Genomic DNA, 20,392 nt, shown 5'->3' on the forward strand with positions numbered 1-20,392 from the left:
TATCCTGTGCAGGATACCAAGTGAAAACCTTATAATCTATCATACCCAAACGTAAATTCAGGTCGTGTTTTCAGCCTGAAGCAAAAATAAACAAAACCGATAATCAGCCAAATCATGCCAATGATTAATGCATTTGTACTAATGCTTGTTAACAGCCAAATACAAAACGCCGTCCCGCATAGAGGGATCACTGCATATCTCAATGTATTCAGTACACCTCTTTGTTTTTGTCTGACGAAAAAGTATGCAAAAACAGACAAATTCACAAAGGTAAATCCAATTAACGCGCCGAAGCTGATAAAGGAATAAATGACTTCAAGTTCGCCAACGACTGCGGTTAAGGAGAAAGCTCCGATTAATAAAATATTAAAAACAGGGGTTTTTAATCTCGGATGAATATACCCGAAGAAACGCTTCGGTAACGATTGATCTCTTCCCATTGCATATAAAAGCCTTGCTGCACTCGCATGTGACGATAAGGAGGAAGAAATGACAGCGACCATTGTGCCAGCTAAAAAGAACGAGTGGAGAAATGCGCCGCCCACAAATTCTGCAATTTCAAGTGAGGCTGCATCAGGATGTTTGAACTGCTGAAAATTTGGAAACACCTGCTGCAAAAAATAAGACGTCAAAGTAAACAGTACGCCTCCAATCGCAACTGTTAAGAAAATGGCAAGCGGAATCGTCTTTTTGGGTTTAATGGTTTCCTCAGACATCGTCGAAATCGCATCAAATCCTAGAAAGGAGAAACATAAAATGGTCGCTCCTGAAAAAATAAGCGCTGGATCTAAGCTCGCTGAATAAAAAGGCCGGGCTGACAATAATTCTCCACTGCCAGCGTTTTGCGTGAGTCCATAAATAACAAACCCAACAAAGGTGACGGCGACAATGACCTGAAACGTCACAAATAGCGCCGTAATGTTGGCTGTAAGCCGAATACCGATTACATTGACAGTCGTTATGGCGATAGCAAGTATGATGATCCAAATGTAATGAGGTACATCAGGAAAGGCTGCGGTTAAATAAGCACTTCCGATCGCAAAATTCACCATAGGCAGAAATAAATAATCCAGTAAAAGTGTCCAGCCCACAAGGAAGCCGACATGAGGATGAATACTTTTTTGCGCATATGTATAAGCAGATCCTGCTTTTGGAAAAGCCTTCACCATATTCCCATAGCTAAGCGCTGTCAATAGTAATGCAAGTAGCGTAAATATATAAGCTGCAGCTACGTGTCCTTTCGTCAGCTGAGCAACAATGCCGTATGAATCAAATACGACAAGTGGATCCATATAAGCAAGCCCGATCACAACAAGTGGAAAGACAGTCAGGCTGCGTTTTAGTCTTGGCTCTTCAGTCAATTTGCCTATCAGCTCCTCTAAAAAAATGAATAAATAATGCTCATTTTAAAAAGAATGCTACCAAGTGTCAATGCTATTTGAATAAATCTTTTTTCTAAAGTGTGCCCGCTTTGCACGCCGCACGTTTTAGTATATGATGATACATAGAATAAGTCGTGATTTGACTAACAAGAAAGGTGAAGCGAAATGAAGGAAGAACTGAATACAAATCAAGAACAGGAACGGATGGAGCTGGATGAAGAAAGTTTATTTCTTGTCTCCCAAACTTTTAAAGCCTTATCTGATCCGACACGTATTCGTATTCTGCACCTGTTGTCTCAAGGTGAATACTCGGTAAATGATATCGCGGAAACGCTGAATCTCATGCAATCAACAGTTTCTCATCAGCTGCGTTTTTTAAAAAACCTTCGTCTCGTGAAATCTAGACGAGCAGGGACATCGATTTTTTACAGCCCTGAAGATCAGCATGTGATGGAAGTACTTGAACAAATGATTCATCATGCGCAGCATGACTAATAAAAACCTTCCTACTCATATAGGAAGGTTTTTACGCATGATGCATATGTGCTGATCGTTTACCTGCTTTCATCATTTGATAAGAAAACACAACATAGTAAGCAGCTAACAGAAAAAAGCTGAGCATGGTCAGGGCATCATCACTCACAATATGCTGATACAGTTCAACGACACCAATTTTTGTGAGCGAATGGTTCGTCAGCTCACTCAGCTTAAAACTAAGTCTAGATAAAAATAAGCATAAAATGAAGCTTTCAATCCATTTACTCGTTTTCACATAAAGACGGCCATTTTCTTCTTTCATACGGATCGTCTCATAGGCATGAACGGCCAGACTGCTTCCAAAGAGCATACCAATAGCGGCATAGATGAAAATACTGTGGTTTTGCCAGCCTTCTGATAGAAGAATAAGGGCAGTGAGTCCAAATACATACATTCTCATCAAAAGACTGATCGGGCGTACACGCTGATAGCGTCTCATTCGATTCATTCGAAAGATGATGCAGATCAGCATAATGCTCCCAATTATGAATAACTGCCACACGTGATGTGTCATGATGCAACCTCCTCCTGCATGTGCAGGGATGTAAACGATGCTGGCTGTTCCTTATCTTTACCATTCTTTCTTTTTTTATCAAATCAAAACCTACATTTATGAAAAAGAGGAAAAGGCATGAAAATCGATCGTATTTTGTCTATTGTGATGCTGCTCATTAGCAAGAAGCAAGTGCAAGCGAAGGACCTCGCTGAACTTCACGAAGTGAGTGTGAGGACGATTTATCGCGATATTGAGACCATCAATCAAGCCGGGATTCCTGTTGTGACAACACAAGGAGCAGGCGGGGGCATTTCACTTGTTGACGACTATCGTTTAGAGAAAAAATTATTTACCGATGATGACATTGAGCTTATTTTAGCAGCCCTAGAAAGCATGACAAGTGCATACTCCTTTAAAGAAAGTGAACATGTACTGAAAAAAATCAAATCTCTCATTCCGCCACAAAGCGATGAAAGCGAGAAACAGCACCATGTCTTTATTGATTTAAGCTCATGGGGGAAAGACAGCCAGGCAGAAAAGAAGCTTCAGCTGATCCATACAGCTGCCTCCGCGCATCAATTCATTCAGTTTACTTATCGCAACGCAAAAGGTGAAACACTTCCACGTAAAGTGGAGCCTTATACGCTTGTCTTAAAAGGAAGGCATTGGTATTTATATGCGTTTTGTTGTGTGAAAAAAGCTTTTCGTCTGTTCAAGCTGACAAGAATGACAGACCTCATCACCATTTCGGGATATTTCAGGCCGAAAAAAATTAAAAATGAAGAGAAGCCCTGGAATGATTCTTGGCATGAAGAACCATCAGTCACAACACTCACGCTTAGGTTAACGGAAGCATCAGTTGGTAAAGTGAAGGAATGGGTGGATGAGAACGAATTGATTGTCTGTTCAGATGGAACGTATCTTGCAGCAATGACCGTGCCGCAAGACGATTGGCTGCATAGTTTCCTATTTCATTTAGGACCGGATGTTGACATTCTTTCACCGCAGCATATCAAGGAAGCATTTAATCTCCAATTAAAACAATTTATGAAGCGATTAGGAACTTGACACACAGTTGTCAGGTTTCTTTTTATATGATGGGAAAAAAGGAGATGAGAATGTATGTACGATATCGTCACATTAGAGAAACAATGGATCAAAGGGTTGTCTGTTCGAACAACAAACGAAATAGAGCAAACAAAAGAGCGGAAGATTGCACCGCTCTGGCAGGAATTTTTTACGCAGCAGCTTCATGGAGGACAAGCCCCAGTCATAGGGCTGTATTCAGATTATGAAAAAGATGAACATGGTTCTTATTTATTTACAGCAGGGCAGTTCGCGGATCAGCAGATCGAACATGTAAAAGAGATTCCTGCGTCTACCTATGCAAGATTTCGAACGAGAAAGGGACCGATTGAAGAGGTCGTGCTTGAAACATGGCACAAGATTTGGACGTGGGATCAGCGTCAATACCGCACTTATACAGGTGATTTTGAATGGTATGATGAAAGATCTATTGATCCAAAAGAAGCGCAAATTGACATTTATATTGCGGTTGATGAAAAAATGATTGCTAAAACTAATGGTATTAGTTAATATAAAACTAACGACATTAGTTTTAGGAGGACAATCATGAGAATGACAACTTTTGACCGTCTGCATCAGCTTACATTGATGCCGCGATTATTTCCGGTAAATTGCTATGTATTTGAGGAAGAAGAAGGACTCATCTTAATTGATGCTGCTTTAAAAATGGCGGCGAACTCGATCATCGAATTTGCCCGTAAAAAGAACAAACCAATTCATAAGATTATTCTCACTCATAGTCATATGGATCATATCGGCGCATTAGATGAGGTGAAGAAGGCTTTTCCAGAGGCAGTCGTCTATTTATCAAAACGTGATGCACGTCTTTTTGAAGGTGACTTTTCCTTGCTCCCTGATGAACCTCAGCAAAAAATTAAAGGCAGTTTTATTAAAAATATTCATACAAAACCAGATGTACTTGTCGAAGAAGGAGATGAGATTGGGCCGCTCAAAGTGATTGCAACACCAGGGCATACACCCGGCAGCATTTCTTTATACGATGAAAGGTCAGGAGTTGTCATTGCAGGGGATGCACTTGTGACAAAAGGCGGCTTATCGGTTACGGGTGAGTTTCGGTGGAGCTTCCCGTTCCCGGCATTTGCCACATGGGATGCAGAAACCGCATTAAAAAGCGCTGAAAAATTACTAGCGCTGCGCATATCCTGTCTTGCTGCAGGACATGGTGACCTTATCATAGAGCCTCATGAAAAGCTTCAAGCTGCCGTTAAAAAAAGACAGCACCAGCTAAAAAAAGGAGGGCAGTAAACCGTGTCTCCAAGAATGGGAATTACACAAGAAAAAATTATGGATACAGCGGCTGCATTTGTTGATGAAGAGGGCTTCTCCGCTTTGAGCATTGCTACATTGTCTAAAAGGCTGAATATCAGGCCGCCTTCTCTTTACAATCACGTATCCGGCCTTCATGAGATTCAGGCAGCGCTCGCAGTAAAGGGGCTGTCCATGCTTTGTGAGGAAGGGATGCAAGTCACAGAGGGGCTAGAAAAAGAAGAAGCTGTTTTGGCCTTTGCCAGACAATATGTGCAATTTGTCCGAACACACCCCGGTCTTTATGAAGCTGCCTTTTCACATATGAATGAAAAAGAAGTACGTATTGCAGCAGAGCGCCTTGTTCAGTTTGTTCAATCCATTATGTCACGCTTTGGTGTAAAAGAAGAGGAAATGACGCATGTCGTCAGAGGACTGAGAAGCTTACTGCACGGCTTCGGTGATATTTCTAATAAAAAGGGATTTCAACGAAAAGAACAGCTTGAAGAAAGTGTGAGCTATGCGGTCCGGCTCTATATCACGGGTGTATTGCAAAAAGAAGATCTGTCTATTTGACAGGTCTTTTTTTTACAGCGAACCGATATCATTGAGAAGAATCCTTCTGGAATAATTTTTTTGAGAGAAAACGAATAAAGATTTGACAGTTTTGTGAAACATGGTATGCTTATTATGTGAAATAATTCACATAGAGGAGTAGAGGCAGATGAAAAGAAAGCCTGTTTATGTGGAAACAACCATTCATGCACCTTTAGAGAAAGTATGGGAATATACGCAAAATCCAAAGCTTCATGAACAGTGGGATTTGCGTTTTTCAACCATTTCATTAAATGAACCTCAAGATAAACAGCCCCAAACCTTTTTGTATGAAAAGCATCTTGGATTTGGTGTAAGTGTCACAGGGACAGGAGCATATCGAACTAGAATGATGGATGAACGGAATGAACGGGCATCCTCGCTAAAATTCAAATCGTCACACCCGTTGTCTTTTATCAAAGAAGGCGGCGGCTATTGGAAATATGTGAAAACGAACGATCATATTGTGTTTCAAACGCAATTTGATTATGAACCGAAAGAAGGAAAAGGATGGGCGTGGGCAGATCGATTTCTTTTTCGCCCGATGATAGGGTTTATGACAGCCTTTAGTTTTGGCGCACTAAAGACGTGGCTTGAAAAGGGTACGCACCCTCGGTTGTTACTGGAGAGAACACTTGCCCATTATGGAATTTGTTTGCTGTTTGCCATCGTCTGGTTATGCCAAGCGATCATCCCTTTTTCACATTCTGCTTTTGATCATAGCACCGGATTCCGATTGTTTTATGCCCTTATAGGCGTATCATGGCTCATACCTAAGCTATCAAAGAAATATCTGTTCATTCTTCAAAGCGTGTTTCTGCTGATGATGCTTTGTATCGGGATCTTATCCCCACAAACCACACTTCATGAGCCGCTTGTGATGAGTGCATTTTTGATTCTATCTATTGCAGGGATGATTAATTTAAAAGATTGTCTAGATGTATTTTCGATCAAACGAAAAAGGGGAGGTAGACATGGTCGTTCATCGTCATCAAGTAAAGGATTACGATAAGCTGCACCCAAAATTAAAAGAGAGATACAACCGTGCGTTTACCGCTGAAGGCACCATGGAGGAAATAGGCGGCGGGACGTGGCTCATTCGATTTTTATTCAAAATTGGTCCACTGTTTCGCTGTTTTTTCCCTGAGAGAGGAAAAAACATTCCCTTTCGAATTGTCAATAAACCCTTTATGACCAATAAGGGAGAGGAGGGTATGCACTGGTTTCGTACGTTTTATTTCCCAAAGAAGGAACGGCACTTTGATGCAGATATGATCATTGATCAGAAGAGTCATAAAGTACTAGATTATTTTGGAAAGCCTAGACTTCTTATGTCAGAGCTTCATTTTACAGTAACAAAGCATGGGTTCCTTCACATTCAATCCGGCCGGCAGAAGCTGCTCATGTTAGGACGTGAATGGCCGCTGCCTTCATGGCTTTATGGTGTGTCAGATGTCGTAGAAGGCTACGAGGAGCATACAGGTGAGTATACCATTCATGTGCATGTGAAAAATCAACTGTTTGGGACCCTTTTTACATATAAAGGCCGGTTTACTGAAAGGGTGGTGTCTTTTGATGAATAAATGGCATTTGATATCAAGCCTCCTCTTCATGTGCTGGTTTATCGCCACCCGTTTAATGACAGGTCCGGTAGCAGAGTTGTTTGTACTGATAGCGATTCTGTTTTTCCTTCCTGCAGTTTTATTCTTTTTTGCGAAGGAAGAGCGGGAGAGAAAGCCGGGAGTACTGATCGGCATTTTAATGAAAGCCTTTCCATTAGCTGCTCTTTGTGCAACGGCTGCATTCATCTATCATTCTGCCTTGTTTGCATCGGGCTGGTTTTTGTATACGATCATTTTGGCGTTATACGGTTTTACTCGTTTGCTGAAAAGGGGTATCTTTCCGCTTCATGAATTGATGATCGATGGTGCATGGATGTATATCGCTTTAGGAGGGCTTTGGTTTTGGCTGTACACAGCAGATATACAGGTCATGACCTTTTCACCAATCATCGTGCTTTTGACCGCTATTCATTTTCATTACTCTGCTTTTTTTATCCCGCTTTTCTATGGATTTTTAGGGAGACAGAGAGAAAAAGAGACAGCTTTATACAAAGCGGCAGGCTGGGTGATTTTGCTGTCGCCTTTGATGATTGCTGTTGGGATTAGCTTCTCCCGTCTGTTTGATACGTTCAGCGTCACGCTATATGTCATTGCCCTCTATTTGTACGGTATTCTTTGTATGAAAACAAGGTTTCGAACGAAAGTGGCAAAAGTGCTGATTGTGTTTTCTAGCTGCGTGTTAATGGGGACGATCGTGCTATCTCTTCTTTATTCCGCTGGCATGCTTATGCGCGTGACCTACATCAGCATTGATCAGATGATTTGGTTTCATGGCAGTATCAATGCCTTTTTTGTTATTTTACCAGGTCTGATTGGATGGCTGATCGAAGCGCCAAAGGATCAATTGAAGCAGAAGGATTTTCCGATATCAAGAGTGCATGGCCGTTTTCATTTGATCTCTTTTCAAAAGGAAAGAATGTATGATCAAGAGAAGCTCGGTTTAGTCGATTCACTTGATGATTTAAATGGAACGACGTTTTCAGCTGAAAGGGTGTCACCTGTGATTCGAAGGTTTTATGAAAATCCGACTGCATTTACGTTAAAAGCAGCAATCTGTTTTCATTGGTGGGTGAGGCCGTTTGTTTTTTTACTTCAGCCAATTTTTAAGAAAATAGGGCAGCTCTATTTGGGAACATCTCGTATGCCGTATGAAATGAAGGGACGTCTGACTACATTTCAACATCCGAAAGAAGAGCGAAATAATGTCAGGGCGTGGATTCGTCACAACGAAAAAGGGGAGCAGGTCTTTTTTGCACTTTATGCTCATCATCACGATGCAGCTGAGGGCTATATGAATATTGCACTGCCGCTGCCATATTCTCAGATGACCGCCATTTTAAAACCTTTTAATGAAAAGGAGGACTTTCTATTAAAAAGTGCATGTCCAAAAGGCAGTACCGGTGACGAAGGATTGTATTTGCATACGCCTTTTATCACCATGAAACTGCCAATGGAAGAAAGCTTTCATATGAAGCCGGAGACAGATAAAAGTCTCACAGCCGTTCATCAAATGAAGCTATTCGGTATTCTCTTTTTAACGATTCGTTATCAAATTGACAGCGGGAAGCCATCCTGTTAGTCAATGATGTCACATGGTTCACCGTGCCGAATGATGTTCACAATCGCTTGCCCATCACTCGGATGATGATCTGCATACTGGACTGGCAGCAGTGCAAAAAATACATAGTAGACTGAGAAGTAAGCAAACTGATAGAAAAATTGATGTTCTGGCAGGATATCATTGGCGATCATTGTATTCAGTATGAGAACACTGAGCAGGTTGCATAATGATCCGCCTAGGTAGACAAGAATGTGCGAGAACCGGTTATTTTTCCTCATTTCTTCATAGTGGCAAAATGCATCTAGAAAATAGATTCGTCTAATTTCAACAACGCCTACTTTCAATACTTTTTTGCCTCTGCCAAGAGCAAAAGAAACCTTTGCGCCAAACATCCATGCGACCATAATATGGCCAAGCTGATGCAGGATGGCAACGATAGGAAGAATGACGAAAAACGACCAGCAAAACGTCCACATATCCGATAATGTAAACAAGTGTTAACCCCTCCCTGATATATTTGGGAGGAAGCAGTAGGATTATTTGCCATTTTACTGAATTCATTTTCAGGATGCAAACATTTAATACACGACAATAAATTTATTATGTAAACTAAAAAGCTTTTGCAATGAATCGGCTTTTTGACTCACTTTTTTACGAGATGAATGTGCTACAATGAAAAAACAATAGATGACTCTAGTAAATAAACTTACCCTTGAAAGAAGAGGAGAGAATCAGATGGCAGATATTGAACAGTTTTTGGCGTTAGATATACGTGTTGGGACGATCATAGAAGCAGAATTTTTTGCAGAGGCAAGAGTACCTGCATTAAAACTCAAGATTGATTTTGGTGAAGAGATTGGTCTAAAGCAATCCAGTGCTCAGCTCACAAAACGTTATACGGCTGAGAGTCTCACTGGCAGACAAATCGTAGCAGTCGTCAATTTTCCGCCTAGAAGAATTGCAGGGTTCAAATCAGAAGTGCTTGTCTTAGGGGGCATGCCGTCAAAAGAAGACGTGGTTTTACTAGCCACAGATGAGCCTGTTGAAAATGGGACAAAAATAGGATAAGAAAAAAGACATCTTCCTGAGAAGATGTCTTTTGCGTATTGAGGCGGAATAACCACACGCCACATTCGTGTGTGTCTCAAGGAGACATGTTACCCGACTTACACAATTCAGCTCATCGCTTGATAAATATAGCATGGGGTGAGCTGAATTGCAACCATTAAATGATTCACTTCAGTTTTTCACGTCATTTCAGCCGGAAAAATGACAAGAAATCAATTATTTGGATTATTTTTTCAAAAAATATTGAAAAGTCAGATCAGATTTTATAAAATGAATTCATCTTAGTTTGTTTAGTCGATAAACTAAGATGGTTTCCAAGTGATGATCCGACCATTAAAGGGGATGATTCTGTCATTCAAATCATTTGCTGCGTATGTGGGCTAAGCTGAAAAGATTAGATATTCAGCTTCATTTTTACAACAAATTGAAAGCGCTTTATATTCTTTGCATTGACTGCTGCTGCCCTCCATCATCTGTTCGTTAGAAGAGGCTAAGAGAAGAAGGGAGAAAGCTCATGGTAAGTGAGAATTTAAAAAAGATTCGTATGTCTGAAAAAGTGGGATATGCTTCAGGAGATTTCGCATGTAATTTGATTTATGCAACTGTCTCTACGTATCTATTATTTTTTTATACAGATGTGTATGGTTTATCAGCGGCGGCAGCAGGGACGATGTTTTTAGTTGTTCGCGCCATTGATGCGCTTGCAGATCCGTTTATTGGTGCAATGGTGGATCGAACGAACAGCCGTTTTGGCAGGTTCAGACCTTACTTGCTATTCGGTGCGTTTCCTTTTGTGGTACTCGCCATCCTTTGCTTTACAACACCTGATTTTTCTGAAATGGGTAAACTCGTTTATGCCTACATCACGTATGTTGGTTTATCGCTTACATACACATTTATCAATGTTCCTTATGGTGCTTTAACTTCCGCGATGACAAGAAATAACCAAGAGGTTGTCAGTATTACGTCGGTTCGTATGCTTTTTGCTAATCTCGGAGGTCTAGTTGTTGCTTTTTTTGTTCCTTTTCTTGCGACTTTTTTGAGTGATACAACAGGAAATACAGCACTCGGCTGGCAGATGACGATGGCTTTACTCGGCGTTCTTGGCGGTGCATTACTTATTTTCTGTTTTAAAAGCACAAATGAACGTGTCACGCTTCAAAAGCCGGAGGAAAAAATTAAGTTCAGTGATATCTTTGTTCAGTTACGTGTCAATCGTCCGCTTGTTGTATTAAGCATTTTCTTTATTATTATTTTTGGCGTGAACTCGATCAGTAACTCTGTCGGGATCTATTATGTGACGTATAACCTTGGCAGAGAAGATTTAGTGAAATGGTACGGACTCATTGGCAGTCTGCCAGCTTTAATGGTGCTGCCGTTTATTCCAAAACTGCACAAGCTGTTAGGAAAGAAAAAGCTGCTGAATTATTCATTATTGCTGAATATAGTAGGTCTTCTTGCATTACTTGTGATACCGCCGAGTCAAATCACTTTAATACTTGTTTTCAGGCTCGTCGCAGCTGCAGGGAGTATTACAGCCGGTGCTTACATGTGGGCGCTCATTCCTGAAACCGTTGAATATGGCGAATATAAAACAGGGAAAAGGATGGGCGGACTCATCTATGCCATCATCGGATTCTTCTTTAAATTTGGGATGGCATTAGGCGGGATTGTGCCAGGGCTTGTACTCGATCGCTTTGGCTACATTGCGAATCAAATGCAAACACCAGAAGCATTACTGGGCATTTTAATCACGACAACGGTGATTCCTGTATGCTTACTGATTTTAGCGATGATTGATATTAATTTTTATAACCTAGATGAAGAAAAACATAAAAAAGTCGTACGGGAGCTTGAGAATAGAGACAAGGTATATATCGATCATATGGACGATTTTAAAATGTAGGTCTCTGAAAGAGGAGGAAGTTCAATGAAGATTACCAATCCAGTGCTCAAAGGGTTTAACCCCGACCCAAGTATTTGCCGTGTAGGAGAAGATTATTTTATGGCCGTCTCTACATTTGAATGGTTTCCAGGGGTGCAAATTTACCATTCAAAGGATCTCGTCCATTGGCGACTTGCTGCGCGTCCTTTGCAAAAAACGTCGCAGCTGGATATGAAGGGAAATCCTGATTCTGGCGGAGTATGGGCGCCGTGTTTAAGCTATGCGGATGGGCAGTTTTGGCTTATTTATTCAGATATCAAAGTCGTGGATGGTCCATTTAAAGACGGTCATAATTATTTGGTCACGGCAAGCGAAGTGGACGGCGATTGGAGTGAACCGATCCGGCTCAACAGCTCCGGCTTTGATCCATCTTTATTCCATGATCACAGCGGAAAGAAATACGTTTTAAATATGCTGTGGGATCATAGGGAAAAGCATCATTCCTTTGCAGGTATTGCCTTGCAGGAATATAGTGTGGCTGAAAAGAAGCTCATCGGTCAACGGAAGGTTATTTTTAAAGGCACACCGATTAAACTGACAGAAGCGCCGCATCTGTATCATATCGGTGACTACTACTACTTATTAACGGCAGAAGGAGGTACTAGGTATGAGCATGCAGCAACAATCGCCCGGTCCCCGCATATTGAAGGGCCTTATGAGGTTCATCCTGATAACCCGATTTTAAGTGCCTTCCATACGCCTGAACATCCGCTTCAAAAATGCGGGCATGCTTCAATCGTTCAAACGCATACAAATGAATGGTATCTCGCTCATCTCACTGGCCGCCCGATTCAATCAAGCAAGGAATCTATTTTTCAACAGAGAGGGTGGTGTCCTTTAGGAAGAGAAACAGCGATTCAAAAGCTTGAATGGAAGGATGGCTGGCCTTATGTTGTAGGCGGAAAAGAGGGGACGCTTGAGGTTGAAGCGCCAGAGATCGACGAAAAGGTTTTTGCACCAACTTATCATACAGTCGATGAATTTAAAGAATCAACACTAAATAGACACTTTCAAACATTAAGAATTCCGTTTACCGATCAGATTGGTTCGTTAACGGAGAAACCACAGCATTTAAGGTTATTCGGTCACGAATCCTTAACGTCTAAATTCACCCAAGCTTTCGTTGCAAGGCGCTGGCAAAGCTTTTATTTTGAGGCAGAGACTGCTGTTTCGTTCTTCCCAGAAAACTTTCAGCAAGCCGCAGGTCTTGTGAATTATTATAATACGGAAAACTGGACAGCACTCCAGGTGACATATGATGAGGAACTTGGCCGCACGCTTGAACTATCTGTCTGTAAAAATCTTGCCTTTTCTCAGCCATTGGCACATAAAATCATCATTCCTGACGAGGTCACTTATGTCTATTTAAAAGTGACCGTTCGGAAAGAGACATATAAATATTCTTATTCATTTGATCAGAAAGAGTGGAAGGAAATTGATGTACCGCTTGAATCCATCCATTTATCCGATGATTTCATTCGAGGTGGAGGGTTTTTTACAGGGGCATTTGTCGGTATGCAGTGCCAAGATACAAGCGGCGAGCGTCTTCCTGCTGATTTTCACTATTTTCGCTATGAAGAAACAGACGAATAAAAAAGACAACTCGCTACGGGCTGCCTCTTTTTGAAAATTCTATAGATCATGTTGTGAGGGTGGCATCTTGCAGAAAAGCTTCTATGACAAGAGATGTCATCCCCAATACTGGTGCATTGTGTCCTAATGATGAAGGGAGCAGCTCTACATGTGAGCTGAATTGCGTATCCATTCGCGAGGATACTTCCTCCCCAATCACGCGTAGAACTGTCTGATGTGATTCGATCACTTTGTTTCTTAAAATAATGGCTTGCGGGTTAAAAGTGTGCAGGACGTTTGTGAGACCAACGCCAAGGTAAAAACCAAAGTTGCGCAGGGCATTGAGCGTTTTCATATCATTTAACTTGGCCAGCTGTTCCAGATCTTGATGGGAGATGTGCTGATCATCTGTTTGAAGAGACTGAAACAAAGCTTTTTCAGAAGCATACAATTCCCAGCACCCACGGTTCCCACAGCTGCATGTTGGGCCATTAAAATCGATCGTCATATGTCCCATTTCACCAGAAAAGCCGTACGCCCCTCTGTATAAATGATGATTGATGATGATTCCGATCCCGATGCCAGTGCCAATGCTTGCATAGATCAAATGGTCATAATGTTTAGCGGCACCAAAGATTTTTTCACCATATGCACCGGCATTTGCTTCATTTTCAATGAAGATCGGTACTTGGAACTTGTCTTGGAGCGTCTTTTTCAGATCAACATTTTTCCATTTAGAATGGGGTGTAAACACGATTTGTTCATCTGCATCCACTAACCCATGTATGCATAGGCCAATGCCAACGAGCCCGTATGGGGAAGAGGGCATTTGTGTGATGAGCTGCTGTATTAATTCAATTAATTTACGTATCGTCACATCAGGAGAGCTGGATGGGAGCATGATCTGTTCTTCGTAAAGAATGGACCCTTCAAGGTCTGTTAATATGCCATTGACATAATCAACGCCGACATCAATCCCAATAGAGCAGCCAGCACGTTTATTAAACATTAATAAAACCGGTCTTCTTCCGCCGCTAGACTCACCTTGACCGATCTCATAGACGAGATGTTCTTTCATTAACGTACTTACTTGAGAAGAAACAGTCGATTTATTTAATCCAGTGCGTTCAGATAATTTTGCTCTCGAAATGGGCGCATGCTGGAGAATTTCTTTTAATAAAAGTTTTTGATTTATTTTTTTGACAAAGTTCTGATCAGCGATATCCACGTTATCCACTCCATTTGTTTCGTCTTTAGATTAAGTTGAGAAGAGCTGCTTTTTTCGCATGTATTCGATAAGAAAGATGATTTTAACTTTATTATAACGAAAATATTTCTAAAAAACTAAAAAATATGGAAAATTCAAAGTGATTTTTTCATAGATTGATCATTAGTTTGTTGTATCAACTTACAAAGTGTACTCAGGAGGAATGAAGAATGGCTAAATCAAATATGAAGACATTATACAGTCTAGAAGGAATCGGCAAAATTCAATATGAAGGGAAACAATCAAAAAATCCACTCGCTTTTCAATACTATAATCCAAGCGAAGTGATTGGCGGAAAAACAATGAAAGACCACCTGCGCTTTTCAGTTGCTTATTGGCATACATTGACTGCTGATGGAACAGACATGTTTGGAACTGGGACGATGCAAAGAGCATGGGACTCCTATAGCGGAATGGATTTAGCAAAAGCTAGATTGGAAGTCGCTTTTCAGCTTTTTGACCTATTGGATGTTCCGTATTTTTCATTCCATGATCGTGACATCGCGCCAGAGGGAGAGACGCTTCAAGAAACCAATCAACAATTAGACATCATTTTAGAAAGAATGAAAGAATACATGAAGCAAAGCGGAGTAAAGCTGCTGTGGAACACGGCCAATATGTTCAAGCACCCTAGATTTGTACACGGCGCTGCGACATCTTGTCATGCAGATGTCTTTGCCTATGCAGCCGCACAGGTTAAAAAAGGCATCGAAACCGCCAAAGAACTCGGTGCAGAAAATTATGTTTTCTGGGGTGGACGAGAAGGGTACGATACGCTGCTCAATACAGATATGAAAAGAGAGCTTGATCACATGGCGTCTTTCTTGCACATGGCTGTTGATTATGCAAAAGAAATTGGGTACACTGGCCAATTTTTAATCGAGCCAAAGCCAAAGGAGCCAACAACTCATCAATACGACACAGATGCAGCGACATCTATCGCCTTTTTAAAGCAATACGGATTAGATACACATTTTAAATTAAATATCGAGGCCAATCATGCGACGCTGGCAGGTCATACGTTTGAGCATGAATTACGTGTCGCAAGAATTCATGGGCTACTTGGTTCTGTTGATGCGAACCAAGGAAATTCGCTTCTTGGGTGGGATACAGATGAATTTCCAACCGATCTGTATGCTACAACTCTTGCCATGTATGAAATTTTGCAAAATGGCGGGCTAGGGGCTGGCGGTCTCAATTTTGATGCAAAAGTGAGAAGAGCTTCCTTTGAACTTGAAGATATTTTATATGCCCATATTGCTGGGATGGATGCATTCGCAAAAGGACTGCGGGTCGCTCATAGACTCATAGAAGATCGTGTGTTTGAGGATGTTATAAAGCACCGGTATCGCAGCTTTTCTGAAGGAATTGGACGTGACATTTCAGAAGGGAAGGCAAACTTTCATACATTAGAAGAATATGCGCTGAAACATCCTTTGATCAGAAACGAATCGGGAAGAGAGGAACAGCTGAAAGCTCGTTTAAATCAATACTTGTTAGAAGATTAATTGAAGGGGCGGCCCTGTTTTGAAGGAGTGAAAACATGAAGTATGTAATGGGAATTGATCTTGGAACGAGCGGGGTTAAAGCGATATTAGTCGATGAGAGCGGAAAGGTGTGCTGCGAAGCCTCTATGCCTTACCGCCTCATTCAAGAAAAACCAGGGTATTGTGAGCAGCACCCGGAGGATTGGGTAGAGCAGACAATCGCTGTGATGAAAGAACTGTTGGCAAAGCAGCCTGTCCATTCAAGACAAGTCGAAGGCATCAGTTTTTCCGGACAGATGCATGGTTTAGTTCTATTAAATGAATCTCGCGAAGTGCTCCGCCCTGCAATTTTATGGAATGATACACGAACGACAGCACAATGTACGCATATCACAAAAAAGCTGGGAGACCGGCTGCAAAAGATCACAAAAAACCAGGCGTTAGAAGGATTCACACTGCCTAAATTATTATGGGTAAAGGAACATGAACCACATATTGATCAGCAAATCGACATGTTTTTACTTCCAAAAGATTATGTCAGATTTCGTTTAACAGGCGCTGTCCATATCGATTATTCTGATGCGGCTGGCACCTTGCTGTTAAATATCGGTGAACAGACGTGGAGTGAGGAGATTTGTCAGGCATTTGATATTCCTCTTCATATTTGCCCGCCGCTTGTCACATCAGAGGCGGAGGTTGGTACACTTCTGCCGCACATTGCACGTGATGTTGGGATGAAAGAAGGCGCGAAGGTTTTTGCCGGCGGGGCAGATAATGCCTGCGGAGCAATTGGTGCTGGTATTTTATCCTCTGACCGCACATTATGCAGTATCGGCACATCTGGAGTCATCCTCTCCTACGAAGAGGATCATGAAAGGGAGCTTCAAGGGAATTTGCATTTGTTTCATCATGCAAAAAAAGACGCTTTTTACACAATGGGTGTCACTCTTTCAGCAGGATATAGCCTTAACTGGGCAAAACACTTACTGGCTCCTGAGGAATCGTTTCAATCACTTTTAGAAGGTGCGGCTCATGTAGCGCCAGGAGCGAAAGGATTGCTCTTTACACCCTATTTAGTCGGGGAAAGAACACCTCATGCGGATTCGACCATTCGCGGCAGTTTGATTGGATTAGACAGCAGGCATGAAAGGGCACATGTTGTCAGGGCTGTGTTAGAGGGAATTACCTTTTCGCTGAATGAATCTATCGCATTATTCCGGCAGGCAGGAAAAAACATAGATTCTATTGTGTCCATTGGCGGCGGTGCGAGAAGCCGGACATGGCTTCAAATGCAAGCAGACATTTTTCAGGCTGAAGTCATCCAGTTAGACAACGAACAAGGGCCTGCTTTAGGTGCAGCTATGCTTGCCGCGGTTGGCTGCGGATGGTATCCGTCACTTGAAGCATGTGCTAATCAGTTGATTCATCAAGCTGCTGTTTATGAGCCAGAGCAGCAGCATGCGGAAGTATATGCCGATCTATTTCATTTGTATCAAAGGATTTATACACAAACAAGAGACATCCATGCCGGGTTAAAGCAGTATCGTTCCATCTAGCAGAAAGGTCTGCATGAAAGGAGGTGATGGGTTTTTCACCTTAGGGATGACAGAACAATATGGATGAAAAAAGGAGAGGGATGGAAAATGAATTTGAAAAGATTGAGGCTGTTGTTTGTGATGTGTATTGGATTTGTGATGATATTGACTGCTGTGCCAGCTCATGCGAGAACGATTTATAATAATGAAATGGGTACACATAGCGGGTACGATTATGAATTATGGAAGGATCACGGAAACACCTCGATGACACTCAATAACGGCGGCGCATTTAGTGCAGGCTGGAACAATATCGGAAATGCTTTATTTCGGAAAGGAAAGAAGTTTGATTCCACTAAAACTCATCATCAGCTTGGCAACATCTCCATCAATTACAACGCAGCCTTTAACCCAGGTGGGAATTCCTACTTATGTGTCTATGGCTGGACACAATCTCCACTAGCAGAATACTACATTGTTGATTCATGGGGCACGTATCGTCCAACAGGAGCGTATAAAGGATCATTTTATGCTGATGGAGGCACATATGACATTTATGAAACGACCCGCGTCAATCAGCCTTCCATTATCGGGATCGCGACCTTCAAGCAATACTGGAGTGTACGGCAAACAAAACGTACAAGCGGAACGGTCTCCGTCAGTGCGCATTTTAATAAATGGGAAAGCTTAGGCATGCCAATGGGTAAAATGTATGAAACGGCATTTACTGTAGAAGGCTACCAAAGCAGCGGAAGTGCGAATGTGATGACCAATCAGCTGTTTATTGGACGATAAAAGCTTATAAAAAAGCCAGCAGTTTTTTGCTGGCTTTTACTTTTTCTATGATAATTTTTCAACTTCCACTCTGCCAGAAAAGAACGTCGCGCCGCCGCCCATATCTGCCAATCGATCAGGCGTTAACCCATTCACTAAATGCTTTTTGCCTTTTTGATCTGCCCATAATCCTTGACTGACCACAACACCAGATAATACATTTTGACCGACTGACACGACAAGCTCACACTCTCCTCGATCGTTCAGCACACGCACCATGTCACCATCTTCAATCTTTCTTTCCTTTGCATCTTGTTCATTCATGTGAAGCTTCGGAAATTTCTCAAGCTTTTGATGCTTTTCATGAAGTGAGAAGGTAGAATTCAGAAAGTTATGGTTCGGTCCCGGTATAAAGGTAAGCGGATAATCGCTTTCCTGATAAAGGGGCACATAGGTTGGAAGTGCTGGATACCCGTCTTTCTTCATTTGTTCAGAATAAAGCTCAATTTTCCCGCTTGGGGTTTGAAGCTTTAATTCCTCGAAAGGTCCACGTTTCGCTTTGATCCATTTCTTTTCTTTTAATGCCTCGTATGAAATGTCCTCATAATGCGGATTTTCTGGATGATGAAGGGCTTGTTCCATCAGTTCAGCATCTGTCTCGCGGAAGGCTTCATCTTCAAAGCCCATCGCATGGGCTAACAGGCGGAATACTTCAGTATTGGATTTGCTTTCTCCGTAGCGTTCAATTACGGGCTCCTGAATTTGAATATAATGATGCCAGTATGACGTATAGAAATCCTCGTTTTCAAAGGCTGATGTCGCCGGCAGGACAATGTCTGCATACGCCGCTGTTTCTGTCAGGAATAAATCATGAACCACTGTAAATAAATCCTCTCTCAGCAAGCCTTCTCTTACTTTATTCGCTTCTGGTGTTACAACCGCTGGGTTGCACGAATAGATAAAGAGAGAATCAACGGAAGGCTCTGCGCTTGTCAGCACGCTGCCCAGCTGATTCATATTAAATGATCTAGGCGTGCGTTCTTTTAATAAATCCGGCCGCTGAAGAGCTGTTTCATTATAGCTGAGAAAAGAAGAGTTTGATTTCATCGCTCCGCCGCCCTTGTGCAGCCATTGACCAGTCAGGGCAGGGAGGCAGGAAATGGTTCTAATACTCATCCCGCCATTATCATGATGCTGTAAACCATTCCCAATGCGAATAAGAGAGGGTGATGTCTCAGCGTACATTCTCGCAAGTGTGATGATGTCATCCTTAGGCACACCCGTGATGCGCTCAACTGTGTCTGGATCATACTGCTTTACATGCTCGCGCAGCTCTTTATGGCCGACCGTGTAAGTCTCTAAAAATGCTTCATTTATACGTTCCTCTTTAAAAAGGACATGCATGATGCCAAGGGCAAGCGCACTGTCAGTACCAGGCCGAAGCGGAATAAACCAATCTGCCATCCGGCCGGTTTGGTTCTTGTGAACATCAATTACGACAATCTTCGCTCCTTGTTTTCGCGCTTTTTGTGCCAAGGTAATTTGGTGCATATTTGTCGACACGGCGTTGATGCCCCAAAAGATAAATAGTTTCGTATGAATGGTGTCTTCAGGATCTGTCCCAATGCTCGCACCCATTGTATATTTATAGCCAGTCGTTCCCGCTGACTGACAGATCGTCCGGTCTAACTGACTTGAACCAAGACGGTAAAAAAAGCGGCGGTCCATACCTTCTGCGTTGAGGTTGCCCATGTTTCCATAGAAGCTGTAAGGCAGAATGCTTTCTGACCCTTTTTCTTCGATCAGCTTTGTCCATTTTTGACGAATGGTTTCAATGGCTTCTTCCCACGTAATCGGCGCAAACTGACCTTCGCCTTTTTGCCCAACACGTTTTAAAGGAGTGGTCAGCCTTTTTTCATCATATAAACGGGCTGTGACATTACGCACTTTGTTACATATGTTTCCTTGTGTGACAGGGTGATCCGGATCTCCTTGCACTTTCACGATCTTTCCATTTTCTTTATGTATTAAAAGACCGCACTGATCCGGGCAATCTAACGAACAAACTGATTTGAATATTCCGTCTTTCATCGCTGTATAATCGGTCATGGGTTTTCGGCTTCCTTTCTGCATTCCGTTATCACTTTGTATGGACTTTATTTTAGCATGTTCGGAGGAGGAAGGTAAGAAAGAGATGATG

Annotated in this window: 19 protein-coding genes; 14 read left to right on the forward strand and 5 right to left on the reverse strand. The window is 42.0% G+C overall.

Going from position 1 to position 20,392, the window contains the following annotated elements; all coding sequences use genetic code 11:
• Positions 1-29: 29 nt before the first annotated feature.
• Positions 30-1,361 (reverse strand): APC family permease, encoded by a 1,332-nt coding sequence (locus MHI60_RS16810; RefSeq protein WP_144470839.1) that lies wholly within the window; start codon positions 1,359-1,361, stop codon positions 30-32.
• A 186-nt stretch (positions 1,362-1,547) separates the two neighbouring features.
• Here MHI60_RS16810 and czrA point away from each other — a divergent pair, with 186 nt between their 5' ends.
• Positions 1,548-1,877, forward strand: a complete 330-nt coding sequence (czrA, locus tag MHI60_RS16815) for a Zn(II)-responsive metalloregulatory transcriptional repressor CzrA (protein WP_024422670.1) — start codon at positions 1,548-1,550, stop codon at positions 1,875-1,877.
• Between the two features lie 31 nt (positions 1,878-1,908).
• Here czrA and MHI60_RS16820 read toward each other — a convergent pair whose 3' ends face one another.
• Positions 1,909-2,433: a mother cell-specific membrane sporulation protein gene (locus MHI60_RS16820; RefSeq protein ID WP_144484365.1), complete on the reverse strand. Its 525-nt coding sequence runs from the start codon at positions 2,431-2,433 to the stop codon at positions 1,909-1,911.
• 117 nt (positions 2,434-2,550) lie between these two features.
• Between MHI60_RS16820 and MHI60_RS16825 the strand changes: the two genes are divergently transcribed.
• The 7 genes from MHI60_RS16825 (at position 2,551) to MHI60_RS16855 (ending at position 8,562) form a co-directional block, all read left to right on the forward strand.
• Positions 2,551-3,483, forward strand: a complete 933-nt coding sequence (locus tag MHI60_RS16825) for a YafY family protein (protein WP_144484362.1) — start codon at positions 2,551-2,553, stop codon at positions 3,481-3,483.
• Positions 3,484-3,537: 54 nt separating this feature from the next.
• On the forward strand, positions 3,538-4,011 hold the full coding sequence (locus MHI60_RS16830; protein WP_144484359.1) for a GyrI-like domain-containing protein: 474 nt from the start codon (positions 3,538-3,540) through the stop codon (positions 4,009-4,011).
• A gap of 36 nt (positions 4,012-4,047) precedes the next feature.
• Complete coding sequence (locus tag MHI60_RS16835; RefSeq protein ID WP_144484356.1) at positions 4,048-4,767, forward strand: MBL fold metallo-hydrolase; 720 nt, start codon at positions 4,048-4,050, stop codon at positions 4,765-4,767.
• Between the two features lie 3 nt (positions 4,768-4,770).
• Positions 4,771-5,343: a TetR-like C-terminal domain-containing protein gene (locus tag MHI60_RS16840; RefSeq protein WP_111292944.1), complete on the forward strand. Its 573-nt coding sequence runs from the start codon at positions 4,771-4,773 to the stop codon at positions 5,341-5,343.
• A 148-nt stretch (positions 5,344-5,491) separates the two neighbouring features.
• On the forward strand, positions 5,492-6,373 hold the full coding sequence (locus tag MHI60_RS16845; RefSeq protein ID WP_144484352.1) for a hypothetical protein: 882 nt from the start codon (positions 5,492-5,494) through the stop codon (positions 6,371-6,373).
• The gene (locus MHI60_RS16850; RefSeq protein ID WP_144484350.1) at positions 6,336-6,944 is read left to right on the forward strand and encodes a DUF4166 domain-containing protein; all 609 of its coding nucleotides are present in this window, start codon (positions 6,336-6,338) and stop codon (positions 6,942-6,944) included. Before MHI60_RS16845 ends, MHI60_RS16850 begins: the two co-directional genes overlap by 38 nt.
• Positions 6,937-8,562, forward strand: coding sequence for a YndJ family protein (locus MHI60_RS16855; RefSeq protein WP_144470822.1), 1,626 nt, complete (start codon positions 6,937-6,939; stop codon positions 8,560-8,562). Before MHI60_RS16850 ends, MHI60_RS16855 begins: the two co-directional genes overlap by 8 nt.
• Here MHI60_RS16855 and MHI60_RS16860 read toward each other — a convergent pair.
• Complete coding sequence (locus tag MHI60_RS16860) at positions 8,559-9,038, reverse strand: site-2 protease family protein (RefSeq protein WP_041109445.1); 480 nt, start codon at positions 9,036-9,038, stop codon at positions 8,559-8,561. The two genes, MHI60_RS16855 and MHI60_RS16860, sit on opposite strands and share 4 nt — an antisense overlap.
• A 241-nt stretch (positions 9,039-9,279) precedes the next feature.
• Here MHI60_RS16860 and csaA point away from each other — a divergent pair, with 241 nt between their 5' ends.
• The 3 genes from csaA to MHI60_RS16875 all read left to right on the forward strand — a co-directional run bounded on the left by csaA (position 9,280) and on the right by MHI60_RS16875 (position 13,150).
• A complete protein-coding gene (gene csaA / locus MHI60_RS16865; RefSeq protein WP_041109443.1) occupies positions 9,280-9,612 on the forward strand; it encodes a chaperone CsaA in 333 nt (110 codons plus the stop codon).
• A 514-nt stretch (positions 9,613-10,126) separates the two neighbouring features.
• Complete coding sequence (locus MHI60_RS16870; protein ID WP_095408763.1) at positions 10,127-11,518, forward strand: MFS transporter; 1,392 nt, start codon at positions 10,127-10,129, stop codon at positions 11,516-11,518.
• Between the two features lie 24 nt (positions 11,519-11,542).
• Positions 11,543-13,150 carry a glycoside hydrolase family 43 protein gene (locus MHI60_RS16875; protein ID WP_144484348.1) on the forward strand — a complete coding sequence of 536 codons (1,608 nt, stop codon included), beginning with the start codon at positions 11,543-11,545 and terminating at the stop codon, positions 13,148-13,150.
• Positions 13,151-13,196: 46 nt separating this feature from the next.
• Here MHI60_RS16875 and MHI60_RS16880 read toward each other — a convergent pair whose 3' ends face one another.
• On the reverse strand, positions 13,197-14,357 hold the full coding sequence (locus MHI60_RS16880; RefSeq protein WP_111292554.1) for an ROK family transcriptional regulator: 1,161 nt from the start codon (positions 14,355-14,357) through the stop codon (positions 13,197-13,199).
• 209 nt (positions 14,358-14,566) lie between these two features.
• Between MHI60_RS16880 and xylA the strand changes: the two genes are divergently transcribed.
• The 3 genes from xylA (at position 14,567) to MHI60_RS16895 (ending at position 18,213) form a co-directional block, all read left to right on the forward strand.
• Positions 14,567-15,904, forward strand: a complete 1,338-nt coding sequence (xylA, locus tag MHI60_RS16885) for a xylose isomerase (protein ID WP_144484346.1) — start codon at positions 14,567-14,569, stop codon at positions 15,902-15,904.
• A gap of 35 nt (positions 15,905-15,939) precedes the next feature.
• Entirely contained in the window at positions 15,940-17,439 is a 1,500-nt protein-coding gene (xylB, locus tag MHI60_RS16890) for a xylulokinase (protein WP_144470815.1), read from the forward strand.
• A gap of 87 nt (positions 17,440-17,526) precedes the next feature.
• Positions 17,527-18,213, forward strand: coding sequence for a glycoside hydrolase family 11 protein (locus MHI60_RS16895; protein ID WP_095408758.1), 687 nt, complete (start codon positions 17,527-17,529; stop codon positions 18,211-18,213).
• Between the two features lie 45 nt (positions 18,214-18,258).
• On the opposite strand, the gene MHI60_RS16900 is transcribed toward MHI60_RS16895, so the two are convergent.
• A complete protein-coding gene (locus MHI60_RS16900; RefSeq protein ID WP_144471520.1) occupies positions 18,259-20,301 on the reverse strand; it encodes a molybdopterin oxidoreductase family protein in 2,043 nt (680 codons plus the stop codon).
• Positions 20,302-20,392: the final 91 nt, after the last annotated feature.

It is taken from the genome of Bacillus sp. FSL K6-3200 (assembly GCF_038630485.1).
Classification (GTDB): Bacteria; Bacillota; Bacilli; order Bacillales; family Bacillaceae; genus Bacillus; species Bacillus safensis.

What these genes read in the sequence shown, in the direction of transcription:
- MHI60_RS16835 (WP_144484356.1), top strand. Translation starts at nt 4,048, where the DNA reads ATGAGAATGACAACTTTTGACCGTCTGCATCAGCTTACATTGATGCCG.
- csaA (WP_041109443.1), top strand. Translation starts at nt 9,280, where the DNA reads ATGGCAGATATTGAACAGTTTTTGGCGTTAGATATACGTGTTGGGACG.
- MHI60_RS16830 (WP_144484359.1), top strand. Translation starts at nt 3,538, where the DNA reads ATGTACGATATCGTCACATTAGAGAAACAATGGATCAAAGGGTTGTCT.
- MHI60_RS16820 (WP_144484365.1), bottom strand. Translation starts at nt 2,433, where the DNA reads ATGACACATCACGTGTGGCAGTTATTCATAATTGGGAGCATTATGCTG.
- MHI60_RS16845 (WP_144484352.1), top strand. Translation starts at nt 5,492, where the DNA reads ATGAAAAGAAAGCCTGTTTATGTGGAAACAACCATTCATGCACCTTTA.
- MHI60_RS16870 (WP_095408763.1), top strand. Translation starts at nt 10,127, where the DNA reads ATGGTAAGTGAGAATTTAAAAAAGATTCGTATGTCTGAAAAAGTGGGA.
- MHI60_RS16825 (WP_144484362.1), top strand. Translation starts at nt 2,551, where the DNA reads ATGAAAATCGATCGTATTTTGTCTATTGTGATGCTGCTCATTAGCAAG.
- MHI60_RS16875 (WP_144484348.1), top strand. Translation starts at nt 11,543, where the DNA reads ATGAAGATTACCAATCCAGTGCTCAAAGGGTTTAACCCCGACCCAAGT.
- MHI60_RS16850 (WP_144484350.1), top strand. Translation starts at nt 6,336, where the DNA reads ATGGTCGTTCATCGTCATCAAGTAAAGGATTACGATAAGCTGCACCCA.
- MHI60_RS16900 (WP_144471520.1), bottom strand. Translation starts at nt 20,301, where the DNA reads ATGACCGATTATACAGCGATGAAAGACGGAATATTCAAATCAGTTTGT.
- czrA (WP_024422670.1), top strand. Translation starts at nt 1,548, where the DNA reads ATGAAGGAAGAACTGAATACAAATCAAGAACAGGAACGGATGGAGCTG.
- xylB (WP_144470815.1), top strand. Translation starts at nt 15,940, where the DNA reads ATGAAGTATGTAATGGGAATTGATCTTGGAACGAGCGGGGTTAAAGCG.
- xylA (WP_144484346.1), top strand. Translation starts at nt 14,567, where the DNA reads ATGGCTAAATCAAATATGAAGACATTATACAGTCTAGAAGGAATCGGC.
- MHI60_RS16855 (WP_144470822.1), top strand. Translation starts at nt 6,937, where the DNA reads ATGAATAAATGGCATTTGATATCAAGCCTCCTCTTCATGTGCTGGTTT.
- MHI60_RS16895 (WP_095408758.1), top strand. Translation starts at nt 17,527, where the DNA reads ATGAATTTGAAAAGATTGAGGCTGTTGTTTGTGATGTGTATTGGATTT.